General features: G+C 62.3%; 14 protein-coding genes and 1 tRNA gene. 13 read left to right on the top strand and 2 right to left on the bottom strand.

Annotated features, from left to right (window positions below; genetic code table 11):
• Positions 1-24: 24 nt before the first annotated feature.
• The 13 genes from BIO17B3_RS15720 (at position 25) to BIO17B3_RS15660 (ending at position 11,124) form a co-directional block, all read left to right on the top strand.
• Positions 25-1,428, top strand: a complete 1,404-nt coding sequence (locus tag BIO17B3_RS15720; RefSeq protein ID WP_156054733.1) for a cytochrome bc complex cytochrome b subunit — start codon at positions 25-27, stop codon at positions 1,426-1,428.
• The gene (locus tag BIO17B3_RS15715; RefSeq protein ID WP_013123749.1) at positions 1,428-2,234 is read left to right on the top strand and encodes a cytochrome c1; all 807 of its coding nucleotides are present in this window, start codon (positions 1,428-1,430) and stop codon (positions 2,232-2,234) included. The genes BIO17B3_RS15720 and BIO17B3_RS15715 overlap by 1 nt, the downstream gene beginning before the upstream one ends.
• A gap of 93 nt (positions 2,235-2,327) precedes the next feature.
• Complete coding sequence (locus tag BIO17B3_RS15710; RefSeq protein WP_013106447.1) at positions 2,328-2,939, top strand: glutathione S-transferase N-terminal domain-containing protein; 612 nt, start codon at positions 2,328-2,330, stop codon at positions 2,937-2,939.
• 18 nt (positions 2,940-2,957) lie between these two features.
• A complete protein-coding gene (locus tag BIO17B3_RS15705) occupies positions 2,958-3,479 on the top strand; it encodes a ClpXP protease specificity-enhancing factor (protein WP_013106448.1) in 522 nt (173 codons plus the stop codon).
• 62 nt (positions 3,480-3,541) lie between these two features.
• A tRNA-Thr gene (locus BIO17B3_RS15700) sits at positions 3,542-3,617 on the top strand.
• Between the two features lie 328 nt (positions 3,618-3,945).
• Complete coding sequence (locus BIO17B3_RS15695; RefSeq protein WP_156054732.1) at positions 3,946-4,365, top strand: gamma-butyrobetaine hydroxylase-like domain-containing protein; 420 nt, start codon at positions 3,946-3,948, stop codon at positions 4,363-4,365.
• A 29-nt stretch (positions 4,366-4,394) separates the two neighbouring features.
• Positions 4,395-5,144: a bifunctional demethylmenaquinone methyltransferase/2-methoxy-6-polyprenyl-1,4-benzoquinol methylase UbiE gene (gene ubiE, locus BIO17B3_RS15690; protein ID WP_013106459.1), complete on the top strand. Its 750-nt coding sequence runs from the start codon at positions 4,395-4,397 to the stop codon at positions 5,142-5,144.
• Positions 5,145-5,230: 86 nt separating this feature from the next.
• A complete protein-coding gene (locus tag BIO17B3_RS15685) occupies positions 5,231-6,145 on the top strand; it encodes a Tim44 domain-containing protein (RefSeq protein WP_156054731.1) in 915 nt (304 codons plus the stop codon).
• A 139-nt stretch (positions 6,146-6,284) separates the two neighbouring features.
• Complete coding sequence (locus tag BIO17B3_RS15680) at positions 6,285-6,944, top strand: SCP2 domain-containing protein (protein ID WP_156054730.1); 660 nt, start codon at positions 6,285-6,287, stop codon at positions 6,942-6,944.
• A gap of 7 nt (positions 6,945-6,951) precedes the next feature.
• Positions 6,952-8,523, top strand: coding sequence for a ubiquinone biosynthesis regulatory protein kinase UbiB (gene ubiB / locus BIO17B3_RS15675; protein WP_156054729.1), 1,572 nt, complete (start codon positions 6,952-6,954; stop codon positions 8,521-8,523).
• 12 nt (positions 8,524-8,535) lie between these two features.
• Complete coding sequence (locus tag BIO17B3_RS15670; protein ID WP_172979003.1) at positions 8,536-9,396, top strand: aldo/keto reductase; 861 nt, start codon at positions 8,536-8,538, stop codon at positions 9,394-9,396.
• Positions 9,397-9,475: 79 nt separating this feature from the next.
• On the top strand, positions 9,476-9,751 hold the full coding sequence (locus BIO17B3_RS15665; RefSeq protein WP_232054314.1) for a DUF4404 family protein: 276 nt from the start codon (positions 9,476-9,478) through the stop codon (positions 9,749-9,751).
• A 137-nt stretch (positions 9,752-9,888) separates the two neighbouring features.
• The gene (locus BIO17B3_RS15660; RefSeq protein ID WP_156054727.1) at positions 9,889-11,124 is read left to right on the top strand and encodes an MFS transporter; all 1,236 of its coding nucleotides are present in this window, start codon (positions 9,889-9,891) and stop codon (positions 11,122-11,124) included.
• Here the strand turns inward: BIO17B3_RS15660 and metF are convergent.
• Complete coding sequence (gene metF / locus BIO17B3_RS15655) at positions 11,121-11,972, bottom strand: methylenetetrahydrofolate reductase [NAD(P)H] (RefSeq protein WP_370512640.1); 852 nt, start codon at positions 11,970-11,972, stop codon at positions 11,121-11,123. The genes BIO17B3_RS15660 and metF overlap by 4 nt on opposite strands.
• A 5-nt stretch (positions 11,973-11,977) precedes the next feature.
• Positions 11,978-13,396 (bottom strand): adenosylhomocysteinase, encoded by a 1,419-nt coding sequence (ahcY, locus tag BIO17B3_RS15650; RefSeq protein ID WP_156054725.1) that lies wholly within the window; start codon positions 13,394-13,396, stop codon positions 11,978-11,980.
• Positions 13,397-13,426 lie beyond the last annotated feature (30 nt).

The following is a 13,426-nucleotide window of genomic DNA, read 5'->3' as shown; positions in this document are numbered from 1 at the left end:
ACAAAACAAACAGGAGACACCTCAATGGCCGATCAATCGCTGCACGGCGCGCACGCCGCCCCCGAACACGGCGGGCTGCGCGGCTGGGTGGACAAGCGCTTTCCCTTCTCCTCGCTGTGGAGCGCGCACCTGACCGAGTATTACGCGCCGAAAAACCTCAATTTCTGGTACTACTTCGGCTCACTGTCCATCGTGGTGCTGGCCATTCAGATCATCAGCGGCATTTTCCTGGTGATGAACTACAAGCCCGACGCCGCGCTGGCCTTCGGTTCGGTCGAATACATCATGCGCGATGTCAACTGGGGCTGGCTGATTCGCTACATCCACTCCACCGGGGCCTCGGCGTTTTTCATCGTGGTGTATCTGCACATGTTCCGCGGCCTGATTTACGGCTCCTACCGCACCCCGCGCGAACTCATCTGGATTTTCGGCTGCCTGATCTTTCTGAGCCTGATGGCCGAGGCCTTTTTCGGCTACCTGCTGCCGTGGGGGCAGATGTCGTTCTGGGGCGCGCAGGTCATCGTCAACCTGTTCTCCGCCATCCCCTACATCGGCCCCGATCTGGCGGTGTGGATTCGTGGCGATTACGTGGTGAGCGATGTCACGCTCAACCGCTTTTTCGCCTTCCACGTCATCGCCATTCCGCTGCTGCTCATCGGCCTGGTGGGATCGCACATCATCGCCCTGCACCAGGTCGGCTCGAACAACCCGGACGGCGTGGAAATCAAGGACAACAAAGACGGCCGCGGCATTCCGCGTGACGGCGTGGCGTTCCACCCCTACTACACCGTGCACGATCTGTTCGGGCTGTCCGTGTTCCTGATGATTTTCTGTGCCGTGGTGTTCTTCGCGCCGCAGTTCGGCGGCTACTTCCTGGAGCACAACAACTTCATTCCGGCCAACCCGCTGAAAACCCCGCCGCACATCGCCCCGGTCTGGTACTTCACGCCGTTCTACTCCATCCTGCGCGCGACGACGAGCAACACCGTGCACATCTGGATGGGCGTGGTGGTCGTGGCCACGCTGTTTGCCCTGTGGCGCAACCGCGGCAAACCCGGCCTCGCCGTTTCGTTTGCCGTGGGCGGCGGCCTGCTGTTCTGGGCGCTTGCCTCGGTAGACGCCAAGTTCTGGGGGGTGGTCAGCATGGGCGGCGCCGTCATCATCTTTTTCTTCCTGCCCTGGCTCGACAAATCGCCCGTCAAGTCGATCCGTTATCGCCCCACCTGGCACCGCGCCGTCTACACCCTGTTCGCCATCAACTTCGTAGTGCTGGGCTACTTCGGCATCCAGCCGCCCTCGCCCGTGGCCTACGCTGTGGCGCTTACCTGCACCCTGCTTTACTTCGGCTTCTTTTTCCTCATGCCGTGGTGGAGCCGCCTGGGGGAATTCAAACCCGTGCCGCAACGCCTGACCTACAAAGCCCACTGATGCCCGCCACCATGACCTCCTTCCTGCACCCGCTTCTGCGACGTCTGTGCCTGGGGTTGCTGCTCGGGCTGATGCTGCAAGGCGCCGCCAGCGCCGCCTCGGAAGAGCAAGAAATTCCGCTCGATCATGCCCCTTACCGGGTCAACAATGTGCTGGCGCTGCAAAACGGCGCCCGCTTATTCGTCAATTACTGCATCGGCTGCCATTCCGCCAAGTACATGCGGTATGAAAGCCTGCGCGGCATCGGCCTGACAGACGACCAGATTCAGCACAACCTGATGTTCGGCGATGCGAAGATTGGCGACACCATGCGTGTGGCCATGACGCCCGTTCAGGCGGAGAAGTGGTTCGGCATCGATCCGCCCGATTTGTCCATCATCACCAAGGCGCTGGCCTCTCATCGCGGCAGCGGCACGGACTACCTCTACACCTATCTGCGCACTTTTTACCGCGACGATACGCGACCGACCGGCTGGAACAATCTGGTCTTCCCCGGCGTGGGCATGCCCAACCCGCTGTGGATGTTGCAGGGTGAGCGCGCCGCCAACTTCCAGGTCGGCCCCGACCCCGCCGATCCGGCCATCAAGCTCAAGACTTTCGTCGGCTACACCCAGCTGACGAAAGGGTCGGAATCGACAACCGAGTATGATTCGACGGTTGCCGACCTCGTCGCCTACATGCAGTGGATGGCCGAACCCGATCAACTGTTCCGCAAGCGCCTTGGCGTCATCGTGCTCATTTTCCTGGGATTGTTCAGCTTCATTACCTGGAAGCTGAAATCCGAATACTGGAAAGATGTCACCTAACTCTGGCTAGCGCCCGCACCCCGGGTGCGCAGCCCAATCCGTATCGCCGGGGTGGCACTGCCACCCCGTTTCGTCTTTCAGGAGTCTGCATTCATGATGGTGCTCTATTCCGGCACGACCTGCCCGTTTTCGCAGCGTTGCCGCTTCGTGCTGTTCGAAAAAGGCATGGATTTCGAAATCCGTGACGTTGACCTGTTCAACAAACCCGAAGACGTCAGCGTCATGAATCCCTACGGACAGGTGCCCATCCTGGTCGAGCGCGATCTCATCCTGTACGAATCCAACATCATCAACGAGTACATCGACGAGCGCTTCCCGCACCCGCAGCTCATGCCCGGCGATCCGGTGGCCCGCGCCCGCGTGCGGCTATTCCTGTTCAATTTTGAGAAGGAACTGTTCGTGCACGTGACGACACTCGAATCGCGCGCCACCAAGTCCAACGAAAAAGCGCTCGAAAAGGCCCGCAGCGCCATTCGCGACCGCCTGACGCAGCTCGCGCCCGTATTCCTCAAAAACAAATACATGCTGGGCGAAGACTTTTCCATGCTCGACGTGGCCATCGCCCCGCTGCTGTGGCGCCTCGATCATTACGGCATCGATCTGCCCAAGTCGGCGCTGCCGCTGGCCAAGTATGCCGAGCGCATTTTCCAACGCCCCGCCTACATCGAGGCGCTAACGCCCTCAGAAAAAATCATGCGCAAGTAAGCAGTTCGGTGCACCGTGATGAACAGCGATTCGCAAAACATTGGCTCAACCAAGCCCTACCTCATCCGCGCCCTGTACGAATGGTGCACGGATAACGGCCTGACCCCCTACCTGGCCGTACAGGTCGGGGCTGGTGCGCGGGTGCCGATGGAGTTCGTGAAAAACGGTGAAATCGTGCTGAACATCAGCTTTGACGCCACCAGCGCGCTGAACATCGGCAACGATGAAATTCGCTTCAAGGCGCGTTTCGGCGGCGTGGCCAGAGACATTCTTGTCCCCATCGGTCAAGTCTCAGCCATCTATGCACGGGAAAACAGCCAAGGTATGGCCTTTCCGGTCGAAACCGCTGACGAATCAGCCGAGATCGGTGAAGCCAACAACGCGCCCGCCGCAGAAGACCAGGACGAACCGGCTAAAGCCAGCAAGCCCACGCGGCTGCAGCCGGTAAAATCCAAAGCATCGGAATCGGAAGAACCTTCCTCCGAACCGCCCCCCGGCGCCCCCCGCCCCGGCGGAGCGCATCTGACCCGCGTGAAGTAGTCCGGCGACCTCAAGGTCACCGGATAACCGACCCACGCAACCCGGCGCTCAGCAGCGCCTACGCCGACTTAGCTCAGCTGGTAGAGCAACCGCCTTGTAAGCGGTAGGTCATCCGTTCGATTCGGATAGTCGGCACCAATCTCTGTTTGGGATTCCATGCCACGCTGCCTGATGCAGGGCAGTGCGCATGCAAGCGCAATTCCTGTATGAACAAGTCGGATAAAAAATTATCTGGACAACTCGTCTCAATTTGTATCAAATGGTGACTGAGCCTTTACTGGCTCTTTCAGGGAGTGTGCAATTCACCCAGGTCGACATCGACCTGGGTTTTTTTTCGCCTCCGTTTTTCGTCTCTCTCTTTTTCTCTCATCTCTTCCTCACCTGAACCGCCCATGCCTGCCGCAGGGGGCAAATGCTGTTGGCGACTCTGAGAGACAATAGACCTATATCAGTTCGGTATCTGCTCATGCCCTCTCCCACCCCTCGCACCGATTGGCCTCAGGCCATCGTTCTGCACAAGTTATCTCGCGTGCTCGAACTCACCTATGCCGACGGAACCCAATACCTGCTGCCGTTTGAGCTGATGCGGGTCTATTCGCCGTCTGCCGAGGTGCGCGGGCACGGGCCTGGGCAGGAAACCTTGCAGACTGGCAAGCGTCTCGTCGAGATCGATAGTGTGATGCAGGTCGGAAACTACGCCATCCAGCCGCACTTCTCGGACGGCCATGACAGCGGCATCTACAGTTGGGACTATTTGCACTTCCTGGGGCAAAACCAGGAGTCGCTCTGGGCCGACTATCTGAACCGCCTACAGGCTGCCGGTGCCGACCGCGACGCGCCCATGCCCGAGGCTACGTCCAACACACACCACTGCTCGTCTCACTGAGCCTTACTGACCCTCGCATTGAGCTTCCCATGTCCGATACCCAATCCACCTCTACCACCCATTTCGGCTACCAGCAGGTTGCCGAAGATGAAAAAGCTGCGCGCGTGCGGGGTGTGTTCGATTCGGTCGCGTCGCGCTATGACGTGATGAACGATCTGATGAGTGGCGGCCTGCACCGCGTCTGGAAGGCGTTCACCATTGCCCTCTCGGGTGTGCGCCCAGGTCAGCGCGTGCTGGATGTCGCTGCGGGAACCGGCGATCTGTCGCGCGCTTTCGCCCGCAAGGTCGGGCCCACTGGCCTGGTGGTGATGAGCGACATCAATGGCTCCATGCTGCGGGCGGGCCGAGACCGGCTCATCGACTCTGGCGTGCTGGTGCCGACGCTCTTGTGCGATGCCGAAAAGCTGCCCTTCCCGGACGAGCAATTCGATCTGGTGAGCGTGGCATTCGGCCTGCGCAACATGACCCACAAAGATGCGGCGCTGCGCGAGATGCAACGTGTGCTCAAGCCGGGCGGCAAATTGCTCGTGCTGGAGTTTTCCAAGCCCTGGGCGCCGTTGCGCGGGGCCTACGACCTCTACTCGTTCCAGGTTTTGCCGCGCCTGGGCAAGATGGTTGCGGGCGACCCGCAGAGCTACCAATACCTGGCCGAATCCATCCGCATGCACCCGGATCAGGAAACCCTCGCTGGCATGATGCGTGAAGCGGGTTTCGGTCATGTCGATTGGCACAACCTGACAGCTGGCGTCGTTGCGCTACATATCGGGCAGAAATTTTGAGCTGACGCAATGCAAAACGCGCGCATTGAACTTTTCCACCGATCTGGTAACAAAATGTCACTTCTTCTCGACTTTCTGGAAATTGCATGAAAACGACTGGTTTGCTTCGCACCCTTCTGACCTTCGGCCTGACGTTGACTCTCGCTCTGGGTCTCGCGCTGAGCGCTGTCGATGCGCATGCCAAACGTATGGGCGGCGGCAAGAGCATGGGGCGGCAAAGCAATACCGTTACGCAGCGCGAAGCGGCACCGCCGCAACAAGCCGCGCCCGCCGCCACACGTCAGCAGGCCGCGGCCACACCGCCCGCCAAGCAGCCCAGCCGCTGGGGCGGCATTCTGGGGGGTCTGGCTGCCGGTCTGGGTCTTGCCGCGCTGTTCCACGCACTCGGCTTCGGCGGCGCGCTGGGCTCCTTCCTCGGCTCGGCGCTGATGATCGGTCTGCTCGCGCTGGCCGCGTTCTGGATTTTCAATCTGCTGCGTCGCAAGTCCAGCACTGACAAGTCCGCCCAGCCCATGCAATATGCAGGCGCTTCGCAGGGCTATGCGCAGGCTCCGCTGGGCGTCGAAACGCATATGCCGGCGCAGTGGACGCCTGGTGCCGGTTCGCAAACCGCAAGTGGGGCGGGCATTCCGGCCGATTTTGATCGCGACGGGTTTCTGGCGAGCGCCAAGCAGCACTACATCCGCTTGCAGCAAGCCTGGGATGCGGCTGATCTGAACAGCCTGAAAACCTTCGCCACCGCCGAGATGTACGACGCCCTGGCTGCCGATCTGCAACAACGCGGCATGACACCTAACAAGACGGAAATCGTGACCCTCGAAGCCTCGCTGCTCGCGTTGGAAGAAACCCCGACTGAATACGTTGCCAGTGTCGAGTTCTCCGGTCTGGTGCGCGAAGAAACCTGGGGTGGCGCGAGCCCGGTGCGCGAGGTGTGGAACCTGGTGAAACCTCGCGATGGCTCCAGCGGTTGGCAACTGGCCGGTATTCAGCAGTTGAATTGACGCACCGAATCTACCCTGCTGCGCTTTCACTCTACGCCGCAGCCGCGCAAGCGCTGCGGCGTTTTTCATGCAGCGCTTGCGCGACCAAACCTCTCAACGGAGGCAGGCTCCTAGAATGCGTCATTAAACGCCATTCCTCATGCGCATTCCCGACTTTCAGCCCTTGATTCCCGATCGCACTTCGCTGGTGCGCAGACTGCAGTACCTGGTCTTGCCAGCACTCAATCATCTGCTCGCATCCGACCCACGCGCTCAGGGCAAGCTTGGCGCCCATGCAGGCAAGACGGTGGTATTTACTGCGCTGGGTATTGATTTGCCTTGGGAGATCGAACCGCAAGGCTTGCTGCGCACCGCAACGTCTACAGCGCTCGGTAATGATGAGGCCGACCTGCACATCACCCTCGATGTGGATGCCTTGCGTGAGGCCATCGCCAAGCGCGCGCCGCTGAATTTGACGGGCGCCCGCATCACCGGGGACGCCGAGCTGGCCCAGACGCTGTCATGGCTGATGGCGCATGTGCGCTGGGATGCTGAAGACGATCTCGCGCAACTCGTCGGCGATATTCCTGCGCACCGCATTTCCCGGGCCGGGCAAAAGCTGGCGGCACAGGGACAGCAAGCCTGGACGCGTACCCACGACGATGCGCGCGACTGGTTTGCCGCGAGCCCGCGTGCTTTGGTCAGCCGCGGCGAATTGGCGCAAATGCAAGAACAAGTGCGCGAATTGCGCGATCAAGCCGCACGGCTGGAAAAGCGTCTTGCCCTGTTGCGCAAGCAATCGAGCGCCCGCGAGAACTGAACGACCGATGCGCCGCCTGCTCCGCCTGCTGAAGATTGTTTCCGTCATCCTGCGCCACGGCCTGGATGAAATGGCGCTGTCGAGCTTTCGCCATCCCTGGCTGCGTCGGCTCTCCCGGGTGCTCAGCTTCGGGCGTCCGCTCAATCGTCCACGCGGCGAGCGTTTGCGTCTGGCGCTGGAGAGTCTGGGGCCGATTTTTGTCAAATTCGGCCAAGTGCTTTCAACCCGCCGCGACCTGTTGCCGCCCGACATCGCCGACGAACTCGCCAAGCTTCAGGACAACGTGCCCCCGTTCGACTCCGAGGTCGCCGTGGCCATCATCGAGCGTTCGTTCGGCAGACCCATCGAAACCTTGTTCGCCACCTTCGAACGCAAGCCGGTGGCCAGCGCCTCGATCGCGCAGGTGCATTTCGCCACCTTGCCCTTGCAACAGGGCGGCGCCGAGGTGGCGGTCAAGGTGCTGCGTCCGGGCATGCACAAAGTCATCGATGAAGACCTCGCGCTGATGCACACCATGGCTGCCTGGGTAGACCGGCTGTGGAGTGAGGGCAAGCGACTGAAACCGCGCGAAGTGGTGGCCGAATTCGACAAATACCTGCACGACGAGCTCGACCTGGTCCGCGAGGCGGCCAACGGCACGCAACTGCGGCGCAATATGGCTTCGCTCGACCTACTGCTGATTCCCGAGATGCACTGGGAGCTGTGCCGCAGCGACGTGATCGTGATGCAGCGCATGTACGGCGTGCCGATCGGCCGCGTCGATGCGCTGCGCGCAGCCGGTGTCGATTTCAAGCAACTGGCCAAGGCCGGGGTGGATATCTTTTTCACCCAGGTGTTCCGCGACGGGTTCTTTCATGCCGACATGCACCCGGGCAACATCATGGTCAGCCTGCAGCCCGAGACATTCGGCCGCTACATCGCGCTGGACTTCGGCATTGTCGGCACCCTGTCCGACTTCGACAAAGACTATCTGGCGCAGAACTTCATTGCTTTTTTCCGTCGCGATTACAAGCGCGTGGCCGAACTGCATGTGGAGTCGGGATGGGTGCCGGCCGATGCCCGCATCGACGAACTCGAAGCGGCGGTGCGCAGCGTTTGCGAGCCGCAGTTCGCCCGCCCGCTGAAAGACATTTCGCTCGGCCAGGTGCTGCTGCGGCTGTTTCAGGTTTCGCGCCGCTTCAAGGTGGAAATCCAGCCCCAACTCGTGCTGCTACAAAAAACCTTGTTGAACGTCGAAGGGCTGGGTCGCCAGCTCGACCCCGATCTCGATCTCTGGACGACAGCGCAGCCCTTTCTCGAAAAATGGATGAAAAGCCAGGTGGGCTGGCCTGCCTTCCGCGACAAGTTCAAGAACGAATCGACCCGCTACGCGCAATACCTGCCGGAAATCCCTCGTCTGCTGCATCAGGCCCTGCTGGCGCAGGAAAAGCGCGACGACCCCGTGCTGCGCGAGCTGCTGCAGGAACAGCGGCGGACTAATGCCCTGCTGCAGACGTTGATGGCGTTTGTCGTCGGCTTCATCGTGGCGGTACTGCTGCTCGCCGCGGTGGACAGCCACTGGCTACAACTCTTGTTTTGACGCTCCTCCGCCATGCTCATGCCACAACGCACATTACCCGACGGTAGCGCCATCCCCGCACTGGGTCTGGGCACTTGGCGTATGGGCGAACGCGCTGAGGCGCGTGCCGCTGAAATCCTTGCGGTACGCGAAGCGCTGCGCATGGGATACCGCCTGATCGATACCGCCGAGATGTACGGCGAAGGCGGCGCCGAGAACATGCTGGGCGAAGCGCTGCGGCAGGCGTTTGCCGCAGGCGAGGTGCAACGCGAAGACCTCACCATCGTCAGCAAGGTGTACCCGCACCATGCCAGCACCCGCGGGGTGGTCGAGGCCTGCGAACGCAGCCTGCAGCGCTTGAAGCTCGACCGCATCGATCTGTACCTGCTGCATTGGCGCGGCGAGTACGCGCTGGCGGAAACGCTGGCCGGGTTTGCCCAGCTCCACAGCCGCGGTTTGATCCTTCACTGGGGCGTGAGCAATTTCGATGTGGCTGATCTGGAAGATCTGTTCGCGCTGCCAGGCGGATCGGCCTGCGCCACCAATCAGGTCTATTACAGCCTGGGCGCTCGGGGCGTGGAATTCGATCTGCTGCCCTGGCAGGCGCGCCACCGGCTACCGCTTATGGCCTACAGCCCTATTGATCAAGGCGCGCTCGGCGGCCATCCCGTGTTGCAGAGGATCGGTCAGCGGCTCGGCGTCAGCGCGGCTCAGGTGGCGCTGGCCTGGGTGCTGCGCCAACCCGAGGTCATTGCCATCCCCAAGGCCGTGCGTACCGCGCACCTGCAAGACAATCTGGCCGCCGCCGAGTTGCGACTCTCGGCAAGCGATCTGCAAGCGCTGGACGCCGCCTTTGCCCCGCCGAGCCATAAACAGCCTCTGGCGATGATTTGACCGCTAGGTTTGAGCTGTATGCTTGCCGCGCCTGCCGCGTCTGGGCACAATGCTTTCGTCCCCTGCAATCAACTACATCATGTCTGATACACAAATCCGCGACACCCTGCAGCGCCTGCACACCGTGCTGCAATCGCAGCCCGCCATCAACCCCGAGCTCAAGAGCCTGCTGCAGACCCTGGATCGCGACATTCAGGCCGCACTCGAACGCAAGCAGACTGAATCGGCTCCCGCGCCGAACGACGATCTCGCGGAACAGGCGCAAACCCTGGCCACCCGTTTCGCCGCCGAGCACCCGAATGTCGATCTGGTCCTGCGCGAACTGCGCAGCCTGCTGCTCGGCCTAGGGCTGTAAAGACTCGCGCCCGCCGCCGGGCTGAGTCTTTGCACGGCGTTTTTGAGAAAACGCAGGGGCGAGCGGGCCGGAGTGAAGTCCCCCGACAAGCGGCCTTTTTGATGCGCCGCGACAATGGTGCATTCGCAAAATTCACCATGTCTGCAAACGTCTCCGTCGCTGCCCCCCAGCTCTGCGCACATCCGCCCATATCGCGCCATTTCATTGCTTACATGGCGGTGGCCTGTGGGGTGTCGGTCGCCAATATCTACTACGCCCAGCCCCTGCTGGAGCAGTTCGCGCGGCAGTTTCACACCACCGTGGCTGGTGTGGCGGCCGTGCCCTCGGCCACGCAGATCGGCTACGCCGCGGGGCTGATGTTCCTCGGCCCGCTGGGCGACCGGCATGCGCGGCACCGGGTGATTCTCATCATGGCCGCGCTGCTCGTGCCCGCGCTGATCGGCGCTGCGCTGGCGCCCAGCGTGCTGCTGCTCGCCACCGCCTCGTTCGCCATCGGCATGCTCTCCAGCATTGCGCAGCAGATCATTCCCATGGTGGCGCACCTCGCGCCGCCGCAGGCGCGCGGCAAGGCCATTGGCCTGGTGATGAGCGGCCTGCTCGTGGGCATTCTGGGCGGTCGGGTGCTGGCCGGCGGCATTGCGGCGCTGCTGAACTGGCAAGCGGTGTTCGCTTTCGCCACGCTGGTGAACATTGGGATGTGGATCATGCTTTGGCGCGTACTGCCGCGTCTGCCAGTTGATGCCCACGCCACAGATCAGAGCTATGCTGCCCTGCTCGGTTCCACCCTGAAGCAGTTCGCCCTGCATCGCGATCTGCGCTTTGCCGGCATCACCGGCGGGCTGTTTTTCGCCAGCTTCAGCGTGTTCTGGGTGGGTCTCACGCCGCTGCTGCAGAGCCCGGCCTATGGCTTCGGCCCGGCGGTGGTGGGCGCCTTCGGCATTCTGGGCATCATGGGCGCGACGGTGGCGCCGATCGCCGGTCGCTATTCCGACAAGCCGGATGGGCCGCGCCGCGTGCTGTTTGTCGCGCTGGCGCTCACCGTGCTGTCGTGGGCCTTGTTCGCGCCGGGCACGCACGGGCTTGGGTGGCTGGTCGCCGGGGTGCTGGTGCTCGACGCCGGGGTGCAGGGTTCGCAGATCGCCAACCAGACCCGCATCTATGCCCTGGACGCCGCCGCGCGCAGCCGCATCAACGCCGTGTACATGACGCTCTATTTCATCGGTGGCTCGGTAGGTTCGTTCGTCGCCAGCCATGCGTGGACGGCCGGTGGCTGGCCCGCCGTGACTCTGGCGGGCGCAGGCTTCGCACTGGCGGCGTTGCTGCTGCACGCCGCCAGTGGAAGCCGCCGGCGCGGCTTAACCTCAAACGCTTAACGTCCGAGATCGTCGAGCACGGCCAGCGTGGCTTCGGCCTGGTTCAGGGTGTAGAAATGCAGCCCTGGCGCGCCGCTGGCGATGAGTTCTTCGCACAGGCTGCTGACCACCTCGCGGCCGAAGGCGCGGATACTCTCGCGGTCGTCTCCGTAGCTCTGCAGGCGCAGTCTGATCCAGCGTGGAATCTCGGCGCCGCACACTTCAGAGAAGCGCAAAAGCTGGCTGGAATTGGTGATGGGCATGATGCCCGGCACCACGGGCACGTCGAGACCGAGGGCGCGCACGTCGTCGACAAAACGGCGATAGGCCGCAGCGCTGTAGAAGTACTGCGTGATGGCCGAGTTCGCCCCGGCGCGTACCTTGTCGGCGAAATGCTGCAGATCATCGAGCGGGCTTCTGGCCTGCGGATGCATCTCGGGATAGGCGGCCACTTCGATGTGAAACGCGCTGCCCATTTCGTCGCGGATGAACGCCACCAGATCGCTGGCATGGTGGAACTCGCCGCCGATGCCGTAGCCCGAAGGCAGGTCGCCACGCAACGCCACGAGACGTTTGACGCCCGCAGCCTGAAAGTCGCGCAGATGCCCGCGCACCGAATCACGGCTGGCACCGATGCACGACAGATGGGGCGCGGCATCCACGCCTTCGGCGAGGATGCCGCGCACCGTCTGCAGCGTGCCTTCCTGCGTGGAGCCGCCGGCGCCGAAGGTCACGGAACAGAACTCGGGCTGACGTGCGTACAGACGCTGCCGCACCGCCCGGAGTTTGTCCGCACCCTCGGGCGTCTTGGGCGGGAAGAACTCGAAGCTCAGATTGACCCGAGGAGAAACCGATTGTGCGGAAGCCATGCGCATCAGTACCGGTAGTGGGCCGGCTTGTACGGGCCGTCTTTGGGCACATTGATGTAGGCGGCCTGCTGGTCGCTCAGCGTGGTGAGCTGCACATTGAGGGTGCTGAGCTGCAGACGCGCGACATGCTCGTCGAGGTGCTTGGGCAGGGTGTAGACGCCCACAGGGTATTCGCCAGTCTTGGTGAACAGCTCGATCTGCGCCAGGGTCTGGTTGGCGAAGCTGGAGCTCATGACGTAGCTCGGATGGCCGGTGCCGCAGCCCAGATTCACCAGACGGCCCTTGGCCAGCAGGATAATGCGTTTCCCGTCCGGGAAGATGATGTGATCGACCTGCGGCTTGATCTCTTCCCACTGGTACTTCTCGATGCCCGCGACGTCGATCTCGTTGTCGAAGTGACCGATATTGCAGACGATGGCCTGGTTCTTCATGCGGGCCATGTGGTCGTGGGTGATGACGTGGTAGTTGCCGGTGGCGGTGACGAAAATGTCGGCCTTGTCGCAGGCATAGTCCATGTTCACCACGCGATAGCCTTCCATCGCGGCCTGCAGGGCGCAGATCGGGTCGATCTCGGTCACCCACACCTGGGCCGACAGCGCGCGCAGCGCCTGTGCCGAGCCTTTGCCCACGTCGCCGTAACCGGCGACCACGGCGATCTTGCCGGCGACCATCACATCGGTGGCGCGCTTGATGCCGTCCACCAGACTTTCGCGGCAGCCATAGAGGTTGTCGAACTTGCTCTTGGTCACGCTGTCATTGACGTTGATCGCAGGAAACTTCAGCTCGCCGCGCTGGTGCATCTGATAGAGGCGGTGCACGCCGGTCGTCGTTTCCTCGGTCACACCCTTGATCTGCGCCAGGCGGGTGGAATACCACTTGCCGTCCTTCGCCAGCTTGGCCTTGATGGCGGCGAACAGCACGCGCTCTTCTTCGCTGGTGGGGTGGTTGAGCGCGGCAGCGTCGGCCTCGGCGCGAGCGCCCAGATGCAGCAGCAGGGTGGCATCGCCGCCGTCGTCCAGAATCATGTTGGAGTAGCCGCCATCGGTCCACTCGAAAATGCGGTGGGTGTATTCCCAATAATCTTCGAGCGACTCGCCCTTCACCGCGAATACCGGCGTGCCGTTGGCGGCAATGGCCGCGGCGGCATGATCTTGGGTGGAAAAAATATTGCACGACGCCCAGCGCACCTGCGCCCCCAGCGCCTGCAGGGTTTCGATCAGCACGGCCGTCTGGATGGTCATGTGCAGACTGCCGGTGATGCGCGCGCCGCGCAGCGGCTGGCGGGCGGCGTATTCCTCGCGGATGGCCATGAGCGCGGGCATCTCGCTCTCGGCAATGGCAATCTCGCGGCGGCCCCAGTCGGCTAGGCCGATGTCGGCAATTACATAATCAGGGGAAATTTTCATATCGACCACAGCGTTCATACAAACTCCGAACAAAGTGGCCGGGAACGG

It is taken from the genome of Thiomonas sp. OC7, assembly GCF_900634595.1.
GTDB lineage: Bacteria > Pseudomonadota > Gammaproteobacteria > Burkholderiales > Burkholderiaceae_C > Thiomonas > Thiomonas arsenitoxydans.
The sequence above is the reverse complement of the archived record's forward strand: the minus strand, read 5'-3'. Positions and strand labels throughout refer to the sequence as shown.

Coding starts and splice junctions, on each gene's coding strand:
- BIO17B3_RS15670 (WP_172979003.1), top strand. CDS start 8,536: ATGCTCATGCCACAACGCACATTACCCGACGGTAGCGCCATCCCCGCA.
- BIO17B3_RS15705 (WP_013106448.1), top strand. CDS start 2,958: ATGAACAGCGATTCGCAAAACATTGGCTCAACCAAGCCCTACCTCATC.
- BIO17B3_RS15720 (WP_156054733.1), top strand. CDS start 25: ATGGCCGATCAATCGCTGCACGGCGCGCACGCCGCCCCCGAACACGGC.
- BIO17B3_RS15680 (WP_156054730.1), top strand. CDS start 6,285: ATGCGCATTCCCGACTTTCAGCCCTTGATTCCCGATCGCACTTCGCTG.
- BIO17B3_RS15660 (WP_156054727.1), top strand. CDS start 9,889: ATGTCTGCAAACGTCTCCGTCGCTGCCCCCCAGCTCTGCGCACATCCG.
- ubiB (WP_156054729.1), top strand. CDS start 6,952: ATGCGCCGCCTGCTCCGCCTGCTGAAGATTGTTTCCGTCATCCTGCGC.
- BIO17B3_RS15710 (WP_013106447.1), top strand. CDS start 2,328: ATGATGGTGCTCTATTCCGGCACGACCTGCCCGTTTTCGCAGCGTTGC.
- BIO17B3_RS15715 (WP_013123749.1), top strand. CDS start 1,428: ATGCCCGCCACCATGACCTCCTTCCTGCACCCGCTTCTGCGACGTCTG.
- ahcY (WP_156054725.1), bottom strand. CDS start 13,396: ATGAACGCTGTGGTCGATATGAAAATTTCCCCTGATTATGTAATTGCC.
- ubiE (WP_013106459.1), top strand. CDS start 4,395: ATGTCCGATACCCAATCCACCTCTACCACCCATTTCGGCTACCAGCAG.
- BIO17B3_RS15685 (WP_156054731.1), top strand. CDS start 5,231: ATGAAAACGACTGGTTTGCTTCGCACCCTTCTGACCTTCGGCCTGACG.
- BIO17B3_RS15665 (WP_232054314.1), top strand. CDS start 9,476: ATGTCTGATACACAAATCCGCGACACCCTGCAGCGCCTGCACACCGTG.
- metF (WP_370512640.1), bottom strand. CDS start 11,972: ATGGCTTCCGCACAATCGGTTTCTCCTCGGGTCAATCTGAGCTTCGAG.
- BIO17B3_RS15695 (WP_156054732.1), top strand. CDS start 3,946: ATGCCCTCTCCCACCCCTCGCACCGATTGGCCTCAGGCCATCGTTCTG.